Raw genomic sequence first — 15565 nt, 5'->3', positions numbered from 1 at the left:
GAGGCGTATCCCCGCGAAGGCGGGGATTCAGAGCCACCAACCTATGGTTGCGATCTCGACCCTGGCCCCCCGCCGGCGCGGGGGTACCGAGAAGCCTCATGCCATACGGGCAATCAGGGCAGCGGGATCGCTGATTCCGCCTTCGCCCGTGCCCGCCGTTCCGCCCGCGCCGCATTCGCGCGCTGGACGAAGCAGCCGGTCTGGCCACCGACGCCTGCGGTCGAGCAGCTGCCCGTTCCGCTGCCGCCGACGTTCAGATTATCCTCGACCCGCGTTGCCCAGCTTTCGCCATCGCGGGTCGGTTCGGCGTCGCGCAGTTCCTTCGGGATGCGAAAGCGTTCACGCTCGCTGCGGCGGACGCAGACGACGATTTCCTCACCGCTCGAATTGGTCGGGCATTTATCGTTGCCATAGATGACCAGCGTGCCGTTCTGGACCTGCGCGGCGGCAGGGGCGGCGGGCAGGGTGAAGGCGGCGAAAACGGCGGCACCGGCCAGAAGAAAGCGGGTCATCAGGTCCTCCTGCCGGGGTAACGCCCGGTCGGTCAAATACGTTTCGAAACTTCGATGGCGACGCGGCATCCCGCGCGGATCGCCGCCGACAGCACGGGGTAAGCGGGCGCGCGTTCGGCACCATGCGCCAGCGCCGCTTCCTTATGCTCCAGTTCCTCCGCCTGAAACCTTGCGATCGCCTCGCTTAACGCGGGATGATCGTCGCCCAGTTCGGCAAGCTGGTCCTCATAATGTTTGTCGATTTCGGTTTCGACCGCCGCGGTGCAGGCCATCGCCGCCTCCGGCCCGATCGCCGCCGTGACCGCGCCCAGCGCAAAGCCGGCCACGTCCCAAAAGGGCTGGATCAGCGTCGGGCGCACGCCGCGTTCGGCGATCAGCGCGTCGAAATAGGCGCGGTGTTCCGCCTCCTGCAACGCCATGCCCTGGATCGCCGCCGACATGGGACTGCGGTCGCCCATCACCGCCAACTGCCCGGCATAGATGCGGGTCGCGCCATATTCGCCCGCCTGATCGACGCGGATCATCGATTTCAGGCTATCGGGCCTGCGGTCGCCAGGCCGCCACTTGCTCATGTCCGCCTCCGAGTCGCGAGGATGAGTACCGCCAACGCACCAGTGATCGAAAGGATCGCGTTGAACCCGGCCAGCGACACACCGAACAGCGTCCATTGCGGCACGTCGCAGCGCACGACCGGCTGTGCCACGATCGCCGCCAGCAGGTCGCCGCCGGTCGCGTGCAGCGTGTTGGCGCAGGCGGTGATTCCCTGCCACCAGTGATATTCGACCCCGGCATGGAACACGCCGATCAGCCCGCTGACGAGGATCGCTACCCCGGCCAGCACGATCAGCGCCCGCTTGCCCGAGGTGCGCGGCACAACGAACGACAGCGCGGCAAGGGCGATGGCGGCATAATGCGGCCAGCGCTGCCAATGGCACATCTCGCACGGATATAGCCCGCCCAGAACTTGTGACGCCAGCGCACCCGCGATCAGCGTGAGCGGCAGGAGCAGCGCGATCCAGCGCGCCAGCGGCAGGTCGTTGGCCCGCATCGGATCAGCGCTTTGCCGGCTTGGGCGCCGGGGCCGCCGCCATGCGCGTGGTCGGCCCGACCCGGCCCATCGTCTGGAGCGCATAATAGAGCTGGAAATCGTCGATGCCGCGCTTCTTCAACGCCTCGGCACTTTCGGCGAAGCGCGGATCGTCCTTCGTATCCTCGGTCAGCGTCTTGTCGTCGACGCCGGCCTCGTTGACCAGATGGCGGCGCAGGTCGGCCTCGCGATAGACCGGGCGGCTCTTGTAATCGGGGTCCGAAATCTGCGGCACCTTCAGGTCGGGGTCGATGCCCCCTTCCTGTACCGATCGGCCCGACGGCGTGTGGTAGCGCGCGGTCGTCAGGCGGACGGCGGTGTTCTTCGACAGGTCGAAGATCGACTGGACCGATCCCTTGCCGAAGCTGCGCTCGCCCATCACGATCGCGCGGTGATGGTCCTGCAGCGCGCCGGCGACGATTTCCGATGCCGACGCGGTGCCCGGATTGGTTAGCACGATGATCGGCAGCCCCTGCGCAAGGTCGCCCGGCACCATCTCCTCGGCGAAATAGCGTTCGGTATCGGCCTTGTCGCGCCCGCGCTGCGACACGATCTCGCCGCGCGCGAGGAAGGTGTCGGACACCTCGATCGCCTGGTTCAGCAGACCGCCGCCATTGTCGCGCAGGTCGATGATATAGCCCTTGGGCTTGTGGCCCAGCGCCTTGTCGATCCCGGCGATCGCGGCGCGGGTGTCGGCGCCGGTCGTCTCGCTGAAGGTGTTGATGTTGATGACGCCGATGCCGTCCTTGACTTCCCACTTGACCGGCTTCTGCACGATCGTGCTGCGCACCAATGTCAGTTCGATCGGCTTGTCGCGGCCGGGGCGGACGATGGTCAGCGACACCTTCGATCCCGTCGGCCCGCGCATCTGCGCGACCGCTTCGTCCAGCGTGCCGCCGACGATCAGCTTGCCGTCGACATGGGTGATATAGTCGCCCGACTTGATGCCCGCACGCGCCGCCGGCGTATCCTCGGTCGGCGTGATGACCTTGACCGCGCCGTCCTCCAGCGTGACCGACAGGCCGAGGCCCGAATAATTCCCGGTCGTGGCGATGCGGAGGTTCTCGAAATCCTTCGCATCCAGATAGCTGGAATGCGGGTCGAGCGCGGCGAGCATCCCGCGCATCGCGCCTTCCATCAGCGTCTTATCGTCGACCTTGTCGACGTAGCTCGCCTTCACCCGGTTATAGACGTCCATGAAATTGTCGAGTTCGCGAAAGCTGCCGGCATCGGCCTGCGCCATCGCGCCGGTGGCGACGGGAACCAGCGCCAGCGCGCCGACGATGGCGGTGGCTTGGAGGAACGAACGGGACATACGCATAAACGCTTGGATGCTTTCGACTGCGGTACGTTTGTCACACTAGCGGTAAAACGTGCTGCGATCAAAGCGCTGTCTGATCGCGGCCCGCTGCATCGGACCGCCGGCATCGCCTGCCGGTCGTACCCCCGCCTGCGCCGGGGGTTACGCTGCGAAGGTCGATCCCCTTCCGATCGAGCGACCCTCAGAACGACGACCAGTCGTCCTCGTCCATTGCCAGCGCGGTATTGCCGGCGACGCGGGGCCGCATCGGGACGACCGTCGATGGCCGGGGCGGTGCCGCGGGGACCCGGCCGGGACGCGGCGCGGTGTCGCCCACCCGAAAGCTGCTGATCTGCCGCGCCATGCCGTCGGCGTCGGAGGCGAGGTTGCGGACCGCCGCCGTCGCTTCCTCGACCATCGCCGCATTCTGCTGCGTCATGCCGTCCATTTCCGACACGGCGGTATTGATCTGGTGCAGGCCCGTCGCCTGCCGTTCGGCGGAGGCGGCGATATTGGCGACCAGCCCGTCGATCTCGCCGATGCGACTGATGATCCGGGCGAGTGCGTCGCCGGTGTCCCCGACCAGCTGTACGCCGGTGCCGATCTGGGTCGAGGAGGCGGTGATACGCATCTTCACGTCCTTGGCCGCGTCCGCCGAACGCTGTGCCAGTGCGCGGACCTCGCTCGCGACGACGGCGAACCCCTTGCCCGCGTCGCCCGCGCGCGCGGCCTCGACGCCGGCGTTCAGCGCCAGCAGGTTGGTCTGGAACGAGATGCCGTCGATCACGCTGATGATGTCGCTGATCTCGGCCGATGCATGTTCGATGCCACGCATCGCCTCCACCGCGCGGCGGACGATCTCCCCCGACTGGTCGGCTTCGTGCCGCGCTTCGCTGACGATACGGTTGGCCTTGGCCGCACCGGCGGCGGTTTCGCGGACGGTGGAGGTGATTTCATCCATCGCAGCGGCGGTTTGCTCCAGGCTGGCCGCCTGTTGTTCGGTCCGTTGCGACAGGTCGTCCGATGCCTGGCGGATGTCGTCGGCGCCGTTGTTGATGCTGCTCGCCGCATCGGTCACGGTGGCGAGAGTCGCCTGCAGCGCGGCGACGGCGGCGTTGAAATCCGCCTTGATGCCTGCGAACGGGCCGGTCAGGTCGGCATCGATGCGCGACACCAGATCGCCCTTCGCCAGCCGGGCCAGCGCCGCGCCGAAACTGTCGACGATCAGCGTCGTCTGTTCCTCCTTGGCCCGCTCCGCCGCCACCAGCTGGTCGCGCAGCGCCTGCGTCGCACCGGCCAGCTGGCCCAGCTCGTCGCGGCGCCCGGTCGCAGGTACCGTCGCGGCCAGATCGCCCGACGTCATGCGCTTCAACGTGTCGACCAGCGCCAGCAACGGAACCACGACGAACCGGCGGGTCGCGATGCCGATGGCGACGATGACGGCAAAACTCGCAACGGTCGTGATGGCAAGCAGCAGGCTGGCGAGGCTGGCCGTGGCCGTCGCCTGTTCGCCGACATCGGACAGATGTGCCTCGATCGTATCGGATAGCGTACCCATGCCGTGCTCCAGCTTCTCGAACGCGGTCAGGAACACCGGCAGCAGCGCGGTAGCGCGTGCGGGATCGTCGGCGGCGGCATCGGTGATGCGACGGGCGGTGGCGATATAGGCATCGACCAGCGGCTGGATCTGCCTGGCCTGCGCCGCGACCGCTGGCGCATCGGCATAGGCCGCATCGGCCTGCAGCGCCTTGCGCAGCGCCGCCGTATCCTCCGTCAGTGCCCGGCGGTTTGCGGCGAGGTCAAGATCGCCGGCAGACGCGGCACGCAGCACCGACAGCACGTCTCCGCGAATCGCATCGTGCATCATGTCGGCGGTCATATGGTTGCGGAGCAGCGCCGAACCGCGCGTGATGTTGTCGCGCGCCGCCGCCTGCTGCCTGTTGGACCAGAGCGATGCGCCGGCCGACACGAATACCAGCAACGCGATCGTAGCGATCGCCGCCAATACCATCCGGTTGATCGAGTGCATATTGCCGTCCCTCCGCATCCGTCGTTCGGTACGCTATGCACGAAGATCGGATAATATACGGTTACAGGGCTGTTGACGTTTTGGAGAGGTGTTGACGCACACCTATAGAATCGCCGCCAGATCGACCGGCACGCCGCGTCGGCGTAGTTCGATCGTGACCGTCGGCGCATCGCCCTGCGGTGCGCGTCCGATCGGGGTACCGGCCACTACCCGGCCGTCGACCGGCCCGACGCTGGCGGCAAGGCCGGTGACGGTCGTCGTCCAGCCATCGCCATGGTCGAGGATGACGACCCGCCGATACCCGCGAAACCGCTTGCTGAACGCGATCCGGCCCGGCGCCGGGGCAATGACGGTCGCACCCGGCGCGACGGTCAGCGTCAGGCCCCGCGCCCGCACCCCGCTATCGCTGATCTCGCCGAACCCGGTCGCGACCTGGCCCGTCACCGGCAGACGATAGGCGGGCGGGGGCAGTGGGGACGGGGCACCCTCCGGCCGCGGCAGGGGGCCGGCCAGTGCGGCCAGCGCGACGCGGGTGTCCCGTGCCTCGCCCAGTTCCTCCAGCCGGTCGACGATGTCGCGCGCCTGTTCGCCCAGCGCGATCGCCCGGTCCGATTCGACCATCGCCCCACGGGCCAGCGCGCGCGACCGCAACCGCTGTGCCGCCTCCGCCCGGAGCAGCGCGAGGCGTTCGTTTTCCAGCCGCGCATTGCTGGCGGCCAACGTCGCCAGTGCGACCCCGGCCTGCGACCGCAGCCGCGCGGCATCGGCTACCCCGGCCCGGACCACGGCGGTGCGCTGCTGCATCGCGGGCACCACCGTGCCCAGCACGGCGCGGACATGGACCAGATCGTCGGTCGATCCCGGCTGTGCCACCGCCAGCCATGCCGGACGGGTGGCAAGCGACTGCAACGCGCCGACCAGCCGCGCGACCGGCGCCTGGCTCGCCGCCAGGTCACCACGGCGCCGGGCCAGCAACTCGCCGATCAGCGCGACGCGGGCCTGTGCCGCTTGGCGGTTCGCTTCGGCAGCGGTGATACGCGCGGCGAGCGCCGCCTGCGCCGCACCGGTCCGGTCGGCGCCGACCCGTGCCGCCCGTGCTGCCCGTTCCAGCCGTTTCGACCGGGCGGCGGCCTCGACCGCAGCGCGCTTTGCAGCGCCCAGCCGTTCGCGTCCCGACTGGACCGGATCGTCCTGCGCCCATGCCGTCGCCCCCGCCAGCGCGGCGAGTACCACGATCGGGACGAGCGCGCGCCTCATCCTTCGCGGTGATAGGGGTGGCCGGCCAGAATGCTGGCCGCGCGCCACAATTGTTCGGCCAGCATCGCGCGGGCCATCAGGTGCGGCCATGTCGCCTTGCCGAACGCCAGCAACAGGTCCGCCTGCGCCCGCTGCGTATCGTCAAAGCCGTCCGCGGCACCCAGCAGGAACCGCGTCTCGCGCACGCCGTCGTCGCGCCACCGGCCCAGCTGCGTCGCGAACGCCATCGACGGCAGGTCGCGGCCCTTTTCGTCCAGCATCACGATCCGCGTACCCGGCTCGACCGGCGGCACCTTTCCCCCGGTGTCGGGCAGTTCGGTGATCTTTATCGGCCAGCTGACCCGCTTGAGATAGCGGTCGATCAGCTCGGCTTCGGGACTGCGCCCGATCCGCCCGCGCGCGACGATATGCAGCAGCACGGGCGGGTCCGGTTCAGGCGTGCGCGGTCGGGTTCAGCGTGTCGCCGAACGCCCACATCCGCTCCAGATTGTAGAAGGTGCGAACCTCGGGGCGGAACAGGTGGACGATCACGTCACCGGTATCGATCAGCACCCAGTCGGCGGTCGGCAGCCCTTCGATGCGCGACGGTCGGCCGAATTCGGCCTTCACCCGCTCGGCCAGCTTCTGCGCCATCGACGCCACCTGCCGGCTCGACCGGCCGCTGGCGATCACCATGTAGTCGGCGATGCTCGATTTGCCGGCAAGCGGGATCGATACCGTCTCGACCGCCTGGTCGTCGTCGAGGCTGGCCAGCACCATGCGATGCAGCGCTTCGGTTTCGTTCATGGCATCGGTCGGGTCGGTAGGGGTCGGCAAGTTCATCAGCTTTCAGGGGCCTGTGCGCCGGACCGGTCGGACGGGATCATCCGGCGGTGCCAGGCGGGATCGGCGGCGCGGATCGCGGTCGCCGACGTCGGATCGGGACGGAAGCGCAAACGGACCAGTGCCGGCAAACTCCACATCGTCCATCGTTTCGCCTGGCCTGCGGGCCGCGCATGGCGCCGCAACCAACCCATCGCAGGACTAGCGAGGGCACGTCCATCATAGCCCGGACGCGCGATCACCGCAATCGCCACCGTCCGCGCGATTCCGCGCCAGTCGCGCCACCGGTGAAACTCCGCCAGATTGTCCGCCCCCATCAGCCAGATGAAGCGATGCTGAGGATACAACCGCACCAGTTTGCGTAAGCTATCGACGGTATAGCGCGTCCCCAGCCTGCGCTCGATCGCGGTCGGTCGGATCGGCGCATGGCGCGCCACACGCTTGGCCGAGGCCAGCCGTGCAGCAAGCGGTGCCATGCCGGCGGCGGGCTTCAGCGGGTTGCCCGGCGACACCAGCCACCACACCTCGTCCAGCGCCAGCGCACGCTTCGCCGCCAGCGACACCCGGCGATGGCCCTTGTGCGCCGGGTTGAACGATCCGCCCAGCAGCCCGATCGCCTTCGCCTTCAAGGCCGGGTCTGCCCGCTGCCCCGCACGATCCACTTATACGTCGTCAGCCCCTCCAGCGCGACCGGACCGCGCGCGTGCAGCCGCCCGGTGGCGATGCCGATCTCCGCGCCCAACCCGAACTCGCCGCCATCGGCGAACTGCGTCGAGGCGTTCCACATCACGATCGCCGAATCGACCCGCGCCAGGAAATGCTCGGCGGTCGCGACATCTTCAGTGATGATCGCATCGGTATGGTGCGACCCATGCGCAGCGATATGCGCGATCGCCGCATCCACGCCGTCGACAAGTTTTACGGACAGGATCGCGTCGAGATATTCGGTGTCCCAGTCGTCGGCATTGGCTTCGAGGATGTCGGAATGCAGCGCGCGCACCTCACCATCGCCGCGCAGCTCACACCCCGCGGCGATCAGCCCGGACAGGATCGGCAACGGGTCGGCATAGCCGCGGTCGATCAGCAGCGTCTCGGTCGCGCCGCACACCCCGGTGCGCCGCAGCTTCGCATTTACCACGATCGCCTGCGCCATCGCCGGATCGGCGGCGCGGTCGACATAGCTGTGGTTCAGCCCGTCGAGATGCGCCAGCACCGGCACCCGCGCTTCGGCCTGTACCCGCGCGACCAGGCTCTTGCCACCGCGCGGCACGATCAGGTCGATCATCCCCTCCGCCCCCAGCATCGCGCCGACCGCCGCGCGATCGGTCGTCTGAATCAGCTGTACCGCCCCTTCGGGCAGCCCGGCGCTCGCCAGGCCCCGCGCCATCGCGGCATGGATCGCGCGGTTGCTGTGGATCGCCTCGCTCCCGCCGCGCAGGATCGCGGCATTGCCCGCCATCACTGCCAGCGCCCCGGCGTCCGCCGTCACGTTGGGACGGCTCTCATAGATGATGCCGATCACCCCGATCGGCACGCGCACCCGGCTCAGCGTCAGGCCATTGGGCCGCTCGCTCCGGTCGATCACGTCGCCGACCGGGTCGGGCAGCCCGGCCACCGCCTCCACGCCCGTCGCCATCGCCTCCAGCCGCCCTGCGTCCAGCCGCAACCGGTCGAGCATCGCCCCCGACAGCCCGTTCGCCTCGGCCGCGGCAATGTCGCGCGCATTGGCGGCAAGGATCGCATCGCCGTCCGTCCGGATCGCGGCGGCGGCGGCCCGCAACGCAGCGGCCTTCGCGGCGGTCGGCGTCACGGCCAGTATCTGTGCGGCGGTCCGGGCGGCGGTGCCAAGCGCTGCAAGCGACGGGGATGCGGTGTTGGGATCGGTCATGACAACTCTTCGGCGGCGGACGCCTTGATGTCGCGCAGTTTGCCCGCCAGGTCCAGCCGCGTGCCCGCATAAAGAGAAGGGCGGGGGATTGCTCCCCCGCCCTCGGATATTCGCAATACGCTACTGGATCAGAAGCGTGCGCGGAAACCCGAATAGAAGCTGCGACCGCGATAATCGTAGATCGCCGAACCCGCACCCGTTGCCGTCGAGCCGAGCGGCGGGGCCTGGTTGAACACGTTGTCGACGCCGGCGAAGAATTGCAGACCGTCACGACGCGTGTCGCCGCTGCCCTGCACGCCGCCCACGTTCCATTCGAACCGAAGGTCCGAATAGGTGATGACCGGATATTCCTGCGGCGAAGTTGCGTCGATGTTCGATGCGGGCAGGCCGTTCACTCCGCTCCGGAACGATTCGTAGGCACCGGTGAACTGCTCGCCGATCAAGCGGAAGCGATAGCCGAAGTTGAAGTTCTTGATGCCCAGGTCGAGATCCAGCCGGGCTTCATCCTGCGGATCGCCCAGTTCGCTCATGATCCGGTTTTCGAAGCTCGGGTTGGTCACGTCTTCGAAATTGCTGCGCTTCAGCACGTGGACGTAGAGCAGGTTGGTCGTCAGGCTCACATCCTGGCTGAACCGCGCACGATAGATCAGCTGGGTGTCGATGCCGCGCGCCTGGCGCTTGGCAAAGTTCAGCGGCGCCACGATCAGCGAGTTGCCCAGGATCGCGCCCGGCAGTTCACCGTTCGGGCCGGTGCCCGGACCGGCGAAGCGCGTGAAGGCGCTGCAGAACACGTTGTCCAGCGTGGGGAAGTCGTAGCAGTTGTTGAGGATCTGCTGCGCACTGACGCTGGTGATGATGCCGTTCACGGTGATGTCGTAATAATCGACCGTCAGCGACAGGCCCGGCGCGAAGCGCGGCTGGAAGACGGCACCCAGCGTGTAGGAGTCGGAGGTTTCCGCCGCCAGGTTCGGGTTCGATCCGCTGACGATCGGCAACGAGTAGGTGATCGATCCGAGATTGGCCAGATTGCCCGCGCCGACCGCGGTGGTGCAGTTGGCACGACGCGTCGTGGAGCCACCATTGATCGCAGTGATGTTGCAGGGATCGGTGATCGAGCTGAAGTTCGGGACCAGCGGGAAGCCGGTTTCCGACACGTTCGGTGCGCGAACCGCGCGGGCATAGTTGGCGCGCAGGCGGATGTCGCTGATCGGCGACCACTGCACACCGCCGTTATAGGCATAGACGGTGCCCGTGCCGCCCTTGTAATCCGACACGCGACCGGCGCCGGTCAGCGACAGTTCGTGGAAGAACGGAACTTCCTTCAGCAGCGGGACGCGAAGTTCGCCGTAAGCTTCCTTCACTTCGAACGACGGCGGATCGAACACCGGGATCGAAACGGCGTTGTTGAAGCCCTGCGTCGTGAACGGGTCCTGACGATAGAACGCCTTCTCCCGGCGATATTCACCGCCGATGGCAAAGCCGATCGGGCCGCCGGGCAGTTCGAACAGCTGGCTGAGGTCGCCCGACACGAATGCCTGGCCGACGATCTGCTCCAGGCTGGCCTTGTTCGCAAAGGTGCTGCTGAAATAGGCGATCGCATCGGCATTGCCGGTGCCGGCCCCGAACGGGTTGTACGGGCGGCAGGCGGCAATGTCGGCAGCAAGGCGTGCGGCGTTGGCAGCGCGGTTTGCGACCGAGACGGCATCCGTCCGTGCGTCGGCAACCGCCGCCGTCGCGTCGAACTGCGACCGGCACTGGATCGCGCCGGTTACCGGATTGCGACCGGCATCCATCGCCAGCGAGAAGCGCTGGCGGTCGATATAGCCTTCGGTGATCGACGACTGGTCGAACCGACCATAGTTGCCCGAGATTTCATACGACCAGTCGTCGTTGAACGTCCCGCGCACGCCCAGCACGGCGCGATAGGTGTCGCGACGGAACTTTTCGTCACGCAGGCCGACGTCCAGCAGGTTCTTGGCCAGGATGAAACGATAGGTGCCGGCGGCGATCGCCGCCCGGTCGGCGGCGGTAAGGTTTCCGGCGGCGGGGCAGGTCACCGTCAGGCTCGGGTTACAGCCCGAATTGAGGATGAGGTTCGAGAGCGTCGTACGGTCCGCCGCATTCAGGAACGGGTTGTCGATGCGCGGACGCTCGCGGAAATCGCCGACATTGCCCTGGTTGCCCGAACCCGTCTGAATGAATGTCGGTCCGGCATTGTTGCCGACGGCTTCGGTGCGGTTGAACTTGCCCTCGAAGAAGACTTCGAATGCCGGGCTGAATTCGAAATGCGACAGCAGGTTGAAGTTGTAGCGCTGCAGTTCGGGCAGGACTGACAGCGTGCGGCCTTCACGGCCGGTCTGGCCGTTGCCGCCCAGACGGTTGGCGTTGATGCCCGTGCCGAACGGCGTGCCGGTCTGCTGGACCAGGCGTCCTTCCGGCGTGAAGAGATAGTTGCAGCTGAACGCCAGACCCGAATTGTTCGGCGCGCCGTTGTTCGCCAGCGTCGCGTTGCCACAGGCAGCGCCCAGCGCATTGCGCTGGTTGATCGGGATCAGGCCGTACGGGTTGATCGTGCCGCTGCGCACGTCGCGCAGGAAGATCGCGTCGGGGAAGCCGTCGCTACCATTGGGCAGGCCGCCGGTGTCGGCATCGACGGTGAACAGGCCGTCCTGCTGGCGGAACGCGGGCACGTCCGATGCGAACACGCGTTCCTGGCGCGAATATTCGCCGTGGAGCGTGATGTTGCCCTTGCCGTCGGCGAAATTGCGGCCGGTCATGGCGGAGATATATTGCGATCCGCCAAAGCCGGCACCGGCGATGCTGGCCGATCCGCGGATCTGCGAACCTTCGTAGGAGCGACGCAGGACGAAGTTGACGACGCCCGCGATCGCGTCCGAACCGTACACGGCCGAGCTGCCGCCGGTGACGATATCGATCCGCTCGACCAGGTCGTTCGGGATCGAACTGACGTCCACCGAAACCGCGTTAGACAGGATGTCGGCGGCGACGTGGCGGCGGCCGTTGACCAGCACCAGCGTGCGCGACGTGCCCAGGCCGCGCAGATCGAGCAGGTTCAGGCCGGCGATGCCGATGCCCAGGCCCGGATTCTGCTGCGAGAAGGTGCTGCGCAGCTGCGGCAGGTCGTTCAGCAGCTCACCGACATTCTGGTCGCTGTTCTGGAAGATCACGTCGCCCGCGATCGAGGTGATCGGCACGTCGGCGGTCAGGTTCGGCGTGCGGATGCGCGATCCGGTGATCGTGATGGTTTCGGACGGTTCCTGCTGGCAGGACGCGCGCGGATCGTCCGGCAGGCACTGATCGCTGGAGGTAGCCGCATCGGCTGCCGTTCCGGTCGATCCGGTCTGTGCAAAAGCGGCGTGCGGCAGCAGCGCGACGCTGGCGAGCGCCGTCGCACCGAGAAGTCGGTTGAAGTTCATGATTGGCCCCGTTTTGTGCCGGCGTTACGACCGGCGCTGGCCCTAGAAAATATCGGGACGGGGCTTCAGGCAAGGCGCGTCAGCGCACCAATATGTTTTCGTAATGTGAATGTGACATGAATGTCACGTTACAGTAATGTCATATTGGCGCGCCGCGCAATCGCATAATAATGTAATCAATATGCGTAACTAAATTATTCGGAAACGCGATATTGTAATTCTCTTACCGCTCGACGCACATCGCGATTCCCATGCCGCCGCCGATACATAGCGTCGCCAGCCCCTTCTTCGCGTCGCGGCGCTTCATCTCGTACAGCAGAGTCGTCAGCACGCGCGCGCCCGAGGCGCCGATCGGGTGGCCGATCGCGATCGCGCCGCCGTTCACGTTCACCTTGTCCGCGGTCCAGCCCATGTCCTTGCCGACGGCCAGCGCCTGTGCGGCAAAGGCTTCGTTGGCTTCGACCAGGTCGAGGTCGTCGACGCTCCAGCCGGCCTTTTCCAGCGCACGGCGCGATGCGGGGACGGGGCCGATGCCCATGATCGACGGATCGACGCCGGCGGTCGCCCAGCTCTTGATCGTGGCGAGCGGTTCGAGACCGCGCTTGGCGGCTTCGTCGGCCGACATCACGACCAGCGCGGCGGCGCCGTCATTCAGGCCCGATGCGTTGGCGGCGGTCACCGTGCCGTCCTTCTTGAACGCCGGACGCAGGCCCGACACGCCGTCGATGGTCGCACCGGCGCGGATGTATTCGTCCTGGTCGACAATCGTGTCGCCCTTGCGGCCCTTGATCGTGACCGGGGCGATCTCGTCCTTGAAACGACCCTCGGCGCGCGCGGCCTCGGCCCGGTTCTGCGAGCGGACGGCGAATTCGTCCTGCTCGCCGCGGGTCAGTTCATATTGCGCCGCGAGGTTCTCGGCGGTGATGCCCATGTGATAGCCGTTGAAGACGTCGGTCAGGCCGTCCTTGATCATGGTGTCGACCATGGTGCCATCGCCCATCTTGGTGCCGGCGCGCAACTGTACCGCATGGGCGGCGAGCGACATGCTTTCCTGGCCGCCTGCAACCACGATCGTCGCGTCGCCGGTCTGGATCGCCTGTGCCGCCAGTGCGACGGCGCGCAGGCCCGATCCGCAGACCTGGTTGATGCCCCATGCCGGCACTTCCTTGGGGCATCCTGCCGCCATCGACGCCTGCCGCGCCGGGTTCTGGCCATGGCCAGCGGTCAGCACCTGGCCCAGGATCACTTCCGAAACGTCCTCCGGCGCGACGCCCGCCTGATCCAGCGCGGCGGCGATCGCCTGCCGCCCCAGTTCGTGCGCGGGCACGGTGGCAAAGGAACCCAGGAAACTACCAACAGGCGTACGCTTGGCGGCAACGATGACGACTTCGGACATGGGCAATCCTTCTCCCTAAGGGTTCGGGCGTTCTCTACTGTGCGGAACGGCGCTTAGCCAGTGCGCAAGCGGTTCCCACAGGACGCTACGGCCCCGCCGCCCGACGATCATACCGACATGGCCGGCCGGCACCATCCGTTGGTCGGGCAGGCCGATCGCGCTGGCGGCGGGAACGATGCGGTCGTTCTCGGCCACGAACTCGACCATCGGTACCGGCGGACGGGGTGACACGACCCGCCCGCCGACACCCCAGCGCCCCCGGCCCGGCAGGTCGGCATCGAACAGGTCGTCGAACAATTCGCGTCCCGCAGCATAGGGAAGCGGCGCACCGCCATTGGCCCAGTCCTCCAGCGCGACGAACGCCTGCCCCGCCGGACCTGCGGAATCGAGATCGGCGAACTGCACGAATTTTTCGACCGTGCGCGCGGGATCGATCTGCCAGAACATCGACTGCAGCAATTCCATCGGCAGCAGCCCCAGTCGCTCGGCGGTTGGCTGGGCGGCGGTCCACATATCGGCGATCGCCGCGCGGCCGGCATCGCCGAACCCGTCGAAGCGCCACGGTGTCGCGATCAGCGCGATCCCGGCCACGGGCACGAACGCAGCGGTCGCCAACGCGATCGTCCCGCCCAGACAATAGCCGACCAGCAACGGCGGTTCGTCCAGCGTCGCGCACAGCCGCGCTACCGCCTGCGCATGGTCGCCCAGCTCCATCGCCCGGTCGTCGGGCGTGGGCGTGCCCCAATCGACCAGCAACACCCGCAACCCCTGTCCCGCCAGCCAGCGCAGCAGCGAAGTGTCGGGCGCCAGGTCGAGAACGAACGGCGGGTTGATCAGCGACGGGACCACCACCACCGCCCGCCCGGCACCGCCATAATCGCGCAGGCTGACGCGTCCGTCCCGCGCGATCGCCTCGGGAGCAGGGGCGCGGCGCAGGCGCGGCGCATCCTGATACGCGCGCAATCCGGCCAGCGCGCGGGTGCGGCGGTCGGGGTCGTTGAGCGTTTCGCTGCGCAGCATCGACAGAAAGAGTGGCAATGGGCGCGGCCCGTGTTGCGGCGCGGTATCAAGCGGTGTACCCATCCTGTCATCTTTCGCGCAAAGGTTTTTCCATGAAGAAGGCAGCGGCCGACGGCAGCCCCGTCATCATCAAGAAATACGCCAATCGCCGGCTCTATAATACCGAGACGTCGTCCTACATCACGCTCGAGCATCTGGCGGCGATGACGCGCGAGCATCGCGACTTCAAGGTGGTCGATGCCAAGACCGACGACGACATCACCCACAATGTGCTGACGCAGATCATCATGGAAGAGGAAAGCCGGGGGCAGACGTTGCTGCCGGTGAGCTTCCTGCGCCAGCTGATCACGCTGTACGGTGATTCGATGCAGGCGATGGTGCCGGGCTATCTGGAGGCGTCGATGGACAGCTTCCGCCGGAACCAGGAACAGTTCAAGACCGCGGTCGAGGGCGCCTTCGCCCATTCGCCCTTCGCCGAGATCGCCAAGCGTAACTTGGCGATGTTCGAGGCGGCGGCCCACGCCTTCAAGCCCGGCGCCCCCGGAGCGCCCGGCACTGCAGGGGCGACGCCCTCGCCGACCCCGGCAGCGACCACGTCGGAGGGAGCGTCCAAGAACGACGAGATGTCCGCGCTGCGTGCCGAACTCGCGCGGTTGCAGGACAAGGTCGACAAGCTGGGGTAAAACGGCAGGACCTGTTTTTCCTTTCCCGTTCGGTTCGAGCAGCTTCGAGCTTGTCGAGAAGCGTCTGTCGAGAACTTGCGCAAAGCGGAACCGCGTTCTCGATATGCGCTCTCGACTTCGCTCGATCGCTACTC

14 protein-coding genes are annotated in these 15565 nt (G+C 67.2%); 1 reads left to right on the top strand and 13 read right to left on the bottom strand.

Going from position 1 to position 15565, the window contains the following annotated elements:
- Nucleotides 1-113 precede the first annotated feature (113 nt).
- The 13 genes from QZ755_RS04380 to QZ755_RS04320 form a co-directional block, all read right to left on the bottom strand.
- Complete coding sequence (locus tag QZ755_RS04380) at nt 114-512, bottom strand: hypothetical protein (RefSeq protein WP_294320127.1); 399 nt, start codon at nt 510-512, stop codon at nt 114-116.
- Nucleotides 513-544: 32 nt separating this feature from the next.
- A complete protein-coding gene (locus tag QZ755_RS04375; protein ID WP_294320125.1) occupies nt 545-1084 on the bottom strand; it encodes a demethoxyubiquinone hydroxylase family protein in 540 nt (179 codons plus the stop codon).
- Complete coding sequence (locus QZ755_RS04370) at nt 1081-1560, bottom strand: disulfide bond formation protein B (RefSeq protein WP_294320123.1); 480 nt, start codon at nt 1558-1560, stop codon at nt 1081-1083. The genes QZ755_RS04375 and QZ755_RS04370 overlap by 4 nt, the downstream gene beginning before the upstream one ends.
- A 4-nt stretch (nt 1561-1564) precedes the next feature.
- The gene (locus tag QZ755_RS04365) at nt 1565-2914 is read right to left on the bottom strand and encodes a S41 family peptidase (RefSeq protein ID WP_294320204.1); all 1350 of its coding nucleotides are present in this window, start codon (nt 2912-2914) and stop codon (nt 1565-1567) included.
- Between the two features lie 187 nt (nt 2915-3101).
- Complete coding sequence (locus QZ755_RS04360; RefSeq protein ID WP_294320121.1) at nt 3102-4928, bottom strand: methyl-accepting chemotaxis protein; 1827 nt, start codon at nt 4926-4928, stop codon at nt 3102-3104.
- A 102-nt stretch (nt 4929-5030) separates the two neighbouring features.
- Nucleotides 5031-6185: a peptidoglycan DD-metalloendopeptidase family protein gene (locus tag QZ755_RS04355; RefSeq protein ID WP_294320120.1), complete on the bottom strand. Its 1155-nt coding sequence runs from the start codon at nt 6183-6185 to the stop codon at nt 5031-5033.
- Nucleotides 6182-6604, bottom strand: a complete 423-nt coding sequence (locus tag QZ755_RS04350) for a 23S rRNA (pseudouridine(1915)-N(3))-methyltransferase RlmH (protein WP_294320119.1) — start codon at nt 6602-6604, stop codon at nt 6182-6184. Before QZ755_RS04350 ends, QZ755_RS04355 begins: the two co-directional genes overlap by 4 nt.
- A 13-nt stretch (nt 6605-6617) precedes the next feature.
- On the bottom strand, nt 6618-7007 hold the full coding sequence (gene rsfS, locus QZ755_RS04345) for a ribosome silencing factor (RefSeq protein WP_294320117.1): 390 nt from the start codon (nt 7005-7007) through the stop codon (nt 6618-6620).
- Entirely contained in the window at nt 7007-7636 is a 630-nt protein-coding gene (locus QZ755_RS04340) for a nicotinate-nucleotide adenylyltransferase (protein ID WP_294320115.1), read from the bottom strand. The genes rsfS and QZ755_RS04340 overlap by 1 nt, the downstream gene beginning before the upstream one ends.
- Nucleotides 7633-8895 carry a glutamate-5-semialdehyde dehydrogenase gene (locus QZ755_RS04335; protein ID WP_294320113.1) on the bottom strand — a complete coding sequence of 421 codons (1263 nt, stop codon included), beginning with the start codon at nt 8893-8895 and terminating at the stop codon, nt 7633-7635. The genes QZ755_RS04340 and QZ755_RS04335 overlap by 4 nt, the downstream gene beginning before the upstream one ends.
- Before the next feature lie 128 nt (nt 8896-9023).
- Nucleotides 9024-12332 (bottom strand): TonB-dependent receptor, encoded by a 3309-nt coding sequence (locus tag QZ755_RS04330; protein WP_294320111.1) that lies wholly within the window; start codon nt 12330-12332, stop codon nt 9024-9026.
- A 223-nt stretch (nt 12333-12555) separates the two neighbouring features.
- Nucleotides 12556-13728 (bottom strand): acetyl-CoA C-acetyltransferase, encoded by a 1173-nt coding sequence (locus tag QZ755_RS04325; RefSeq protein WP_294320109.1) that lies wholly within the window; start codon nt 13726-13728, stop codon nt 12556-12558.
- Between the two features lie 15 nt (nt 13729-13743).
- A complete protein-coding gene (locus QZ755_RS04320; protein WP_294320107.1) occupies nt 13744-14811 on the bottom strand; it encodes an alpha/beta fold hydrolase in 1068 nt (355 codons plus the stop codon).
- A gap of 29 nt (nt 14812-14840) precedes the next feature.
- Here QZ755_RS04320 and phaR point away from each other — a divergent pair, with 29 nt between their 5' ends.
- Entirely contained in the window at nt 14841-15431 is a 591-nt protein-coding gene (gene phaR / locus QZ755_RS04315; protein WP_294320105.1) for a polyhydroxyalkanoate synthesis repressor PhaR, read from the top strand.
- Nucleotides 15432-15565 lie beyond the last annotated feature (134 nt).

Origin of the sequence: uncultured Sphingomonas sp., assembly GCF_913776855.1 — a bacterium.
GTDB lineage: Bacteria > Pseudomonadota > Alphaproteobacteria > Sphingomonadales > Sphingomonadaceae > Sphingomonas.
The sequence above is the reverse complement of the archived record's forward strand: the minus strand, read 5'-3'. Positions and strand labels throughout refer to the sequence as shown.

Bases quoted from the DNA above. Each gene is read 5' to 3' on its own strand.
- QZ755_RS04380 (WP_294320127.1), bottom strand. From the start codon at position 512: ATGACCCGCTTTCTTCTGGCCGGTGCCGCCGTTTTCGCCGCCTTCACC.
- QZ755_RS04370 (WP_294320123.1), bottom strand. From the start codon at position 1,560: ATGCGGGCCAACGACCTGCCGCTGGCGCGCTGGATCGCGCTGCTCCTG.
- rsfS (WP_294320117.1), bottom strand. From the start codon at position 7,007: ATGAACTTGCCGACCCCTACCGACCCGACCGATGCCATGAACGAAACC.
- QZ755_RS04360 (WP_294320121.1), bottom strand. From the start codon at position 4,928: ATGCACTCGATCAACCGGATGGTATTGGCGGCGATCGCTACGATCGCG.
- QZ755_RS04320 (WP_294320107.1), bottom strand. From the start codon at position 14,811: ATGGGTACACCGCTTGATACCGCGCCGCAACACGGGCCGCGCCCATTG.
- QZ755_RS04325 (WP_294320109.1), bottom strand. From the start codon at position 13,728: ATGTCCGAAGTCGTCATCGTTGCCGCCAAGCGTACGCCTGTTGGTAGT.
- QZ755_RS04355 (WP_294320120.1), bottom strand. From the start codon at position 6,185: ATGAGGCGCGCGCTCGTCCCGATCGTGGTACTCGCCGCGCTGGCGGGG.
- QZ755_RS04375 (WP_294320125.1), bottom strand. From the start codon at position 1,084: ATGAGCAAGTGGCGGCCTGGCGACCGCAGGCCCGATAGCCTGAAATCG.
- phaR (WP_294320105.1), top strand. From the start codon at position 14,841: ATGAAGAAGGCAGCGGCCGACGGCAGCCCCGTCATCATCAAGAAATAC.
- QZ755_RS04335 (WP_294320113.1), bottom strand. From the start codon at position 8,895: ATGACCGATCCCAACACCGCATCCCCGTCGCTTGCAGCGCTTGGCACC.
- QZ755_RS04365 (WP_294320204.1), bottom strand. From the start codon at position 2,914: ATGTCCCGTTCGTTCCTCCAAGCCACCGCCATCGTCGGCGCGCTGGCG.
- QZ755_RS04330 (WP_294320111.1), bottom strand. From the start codon at position 12,332: ATGAACTTCAACCGACTTCTCGGTGCGACGGCGCTCGCCAGCGTCGCG.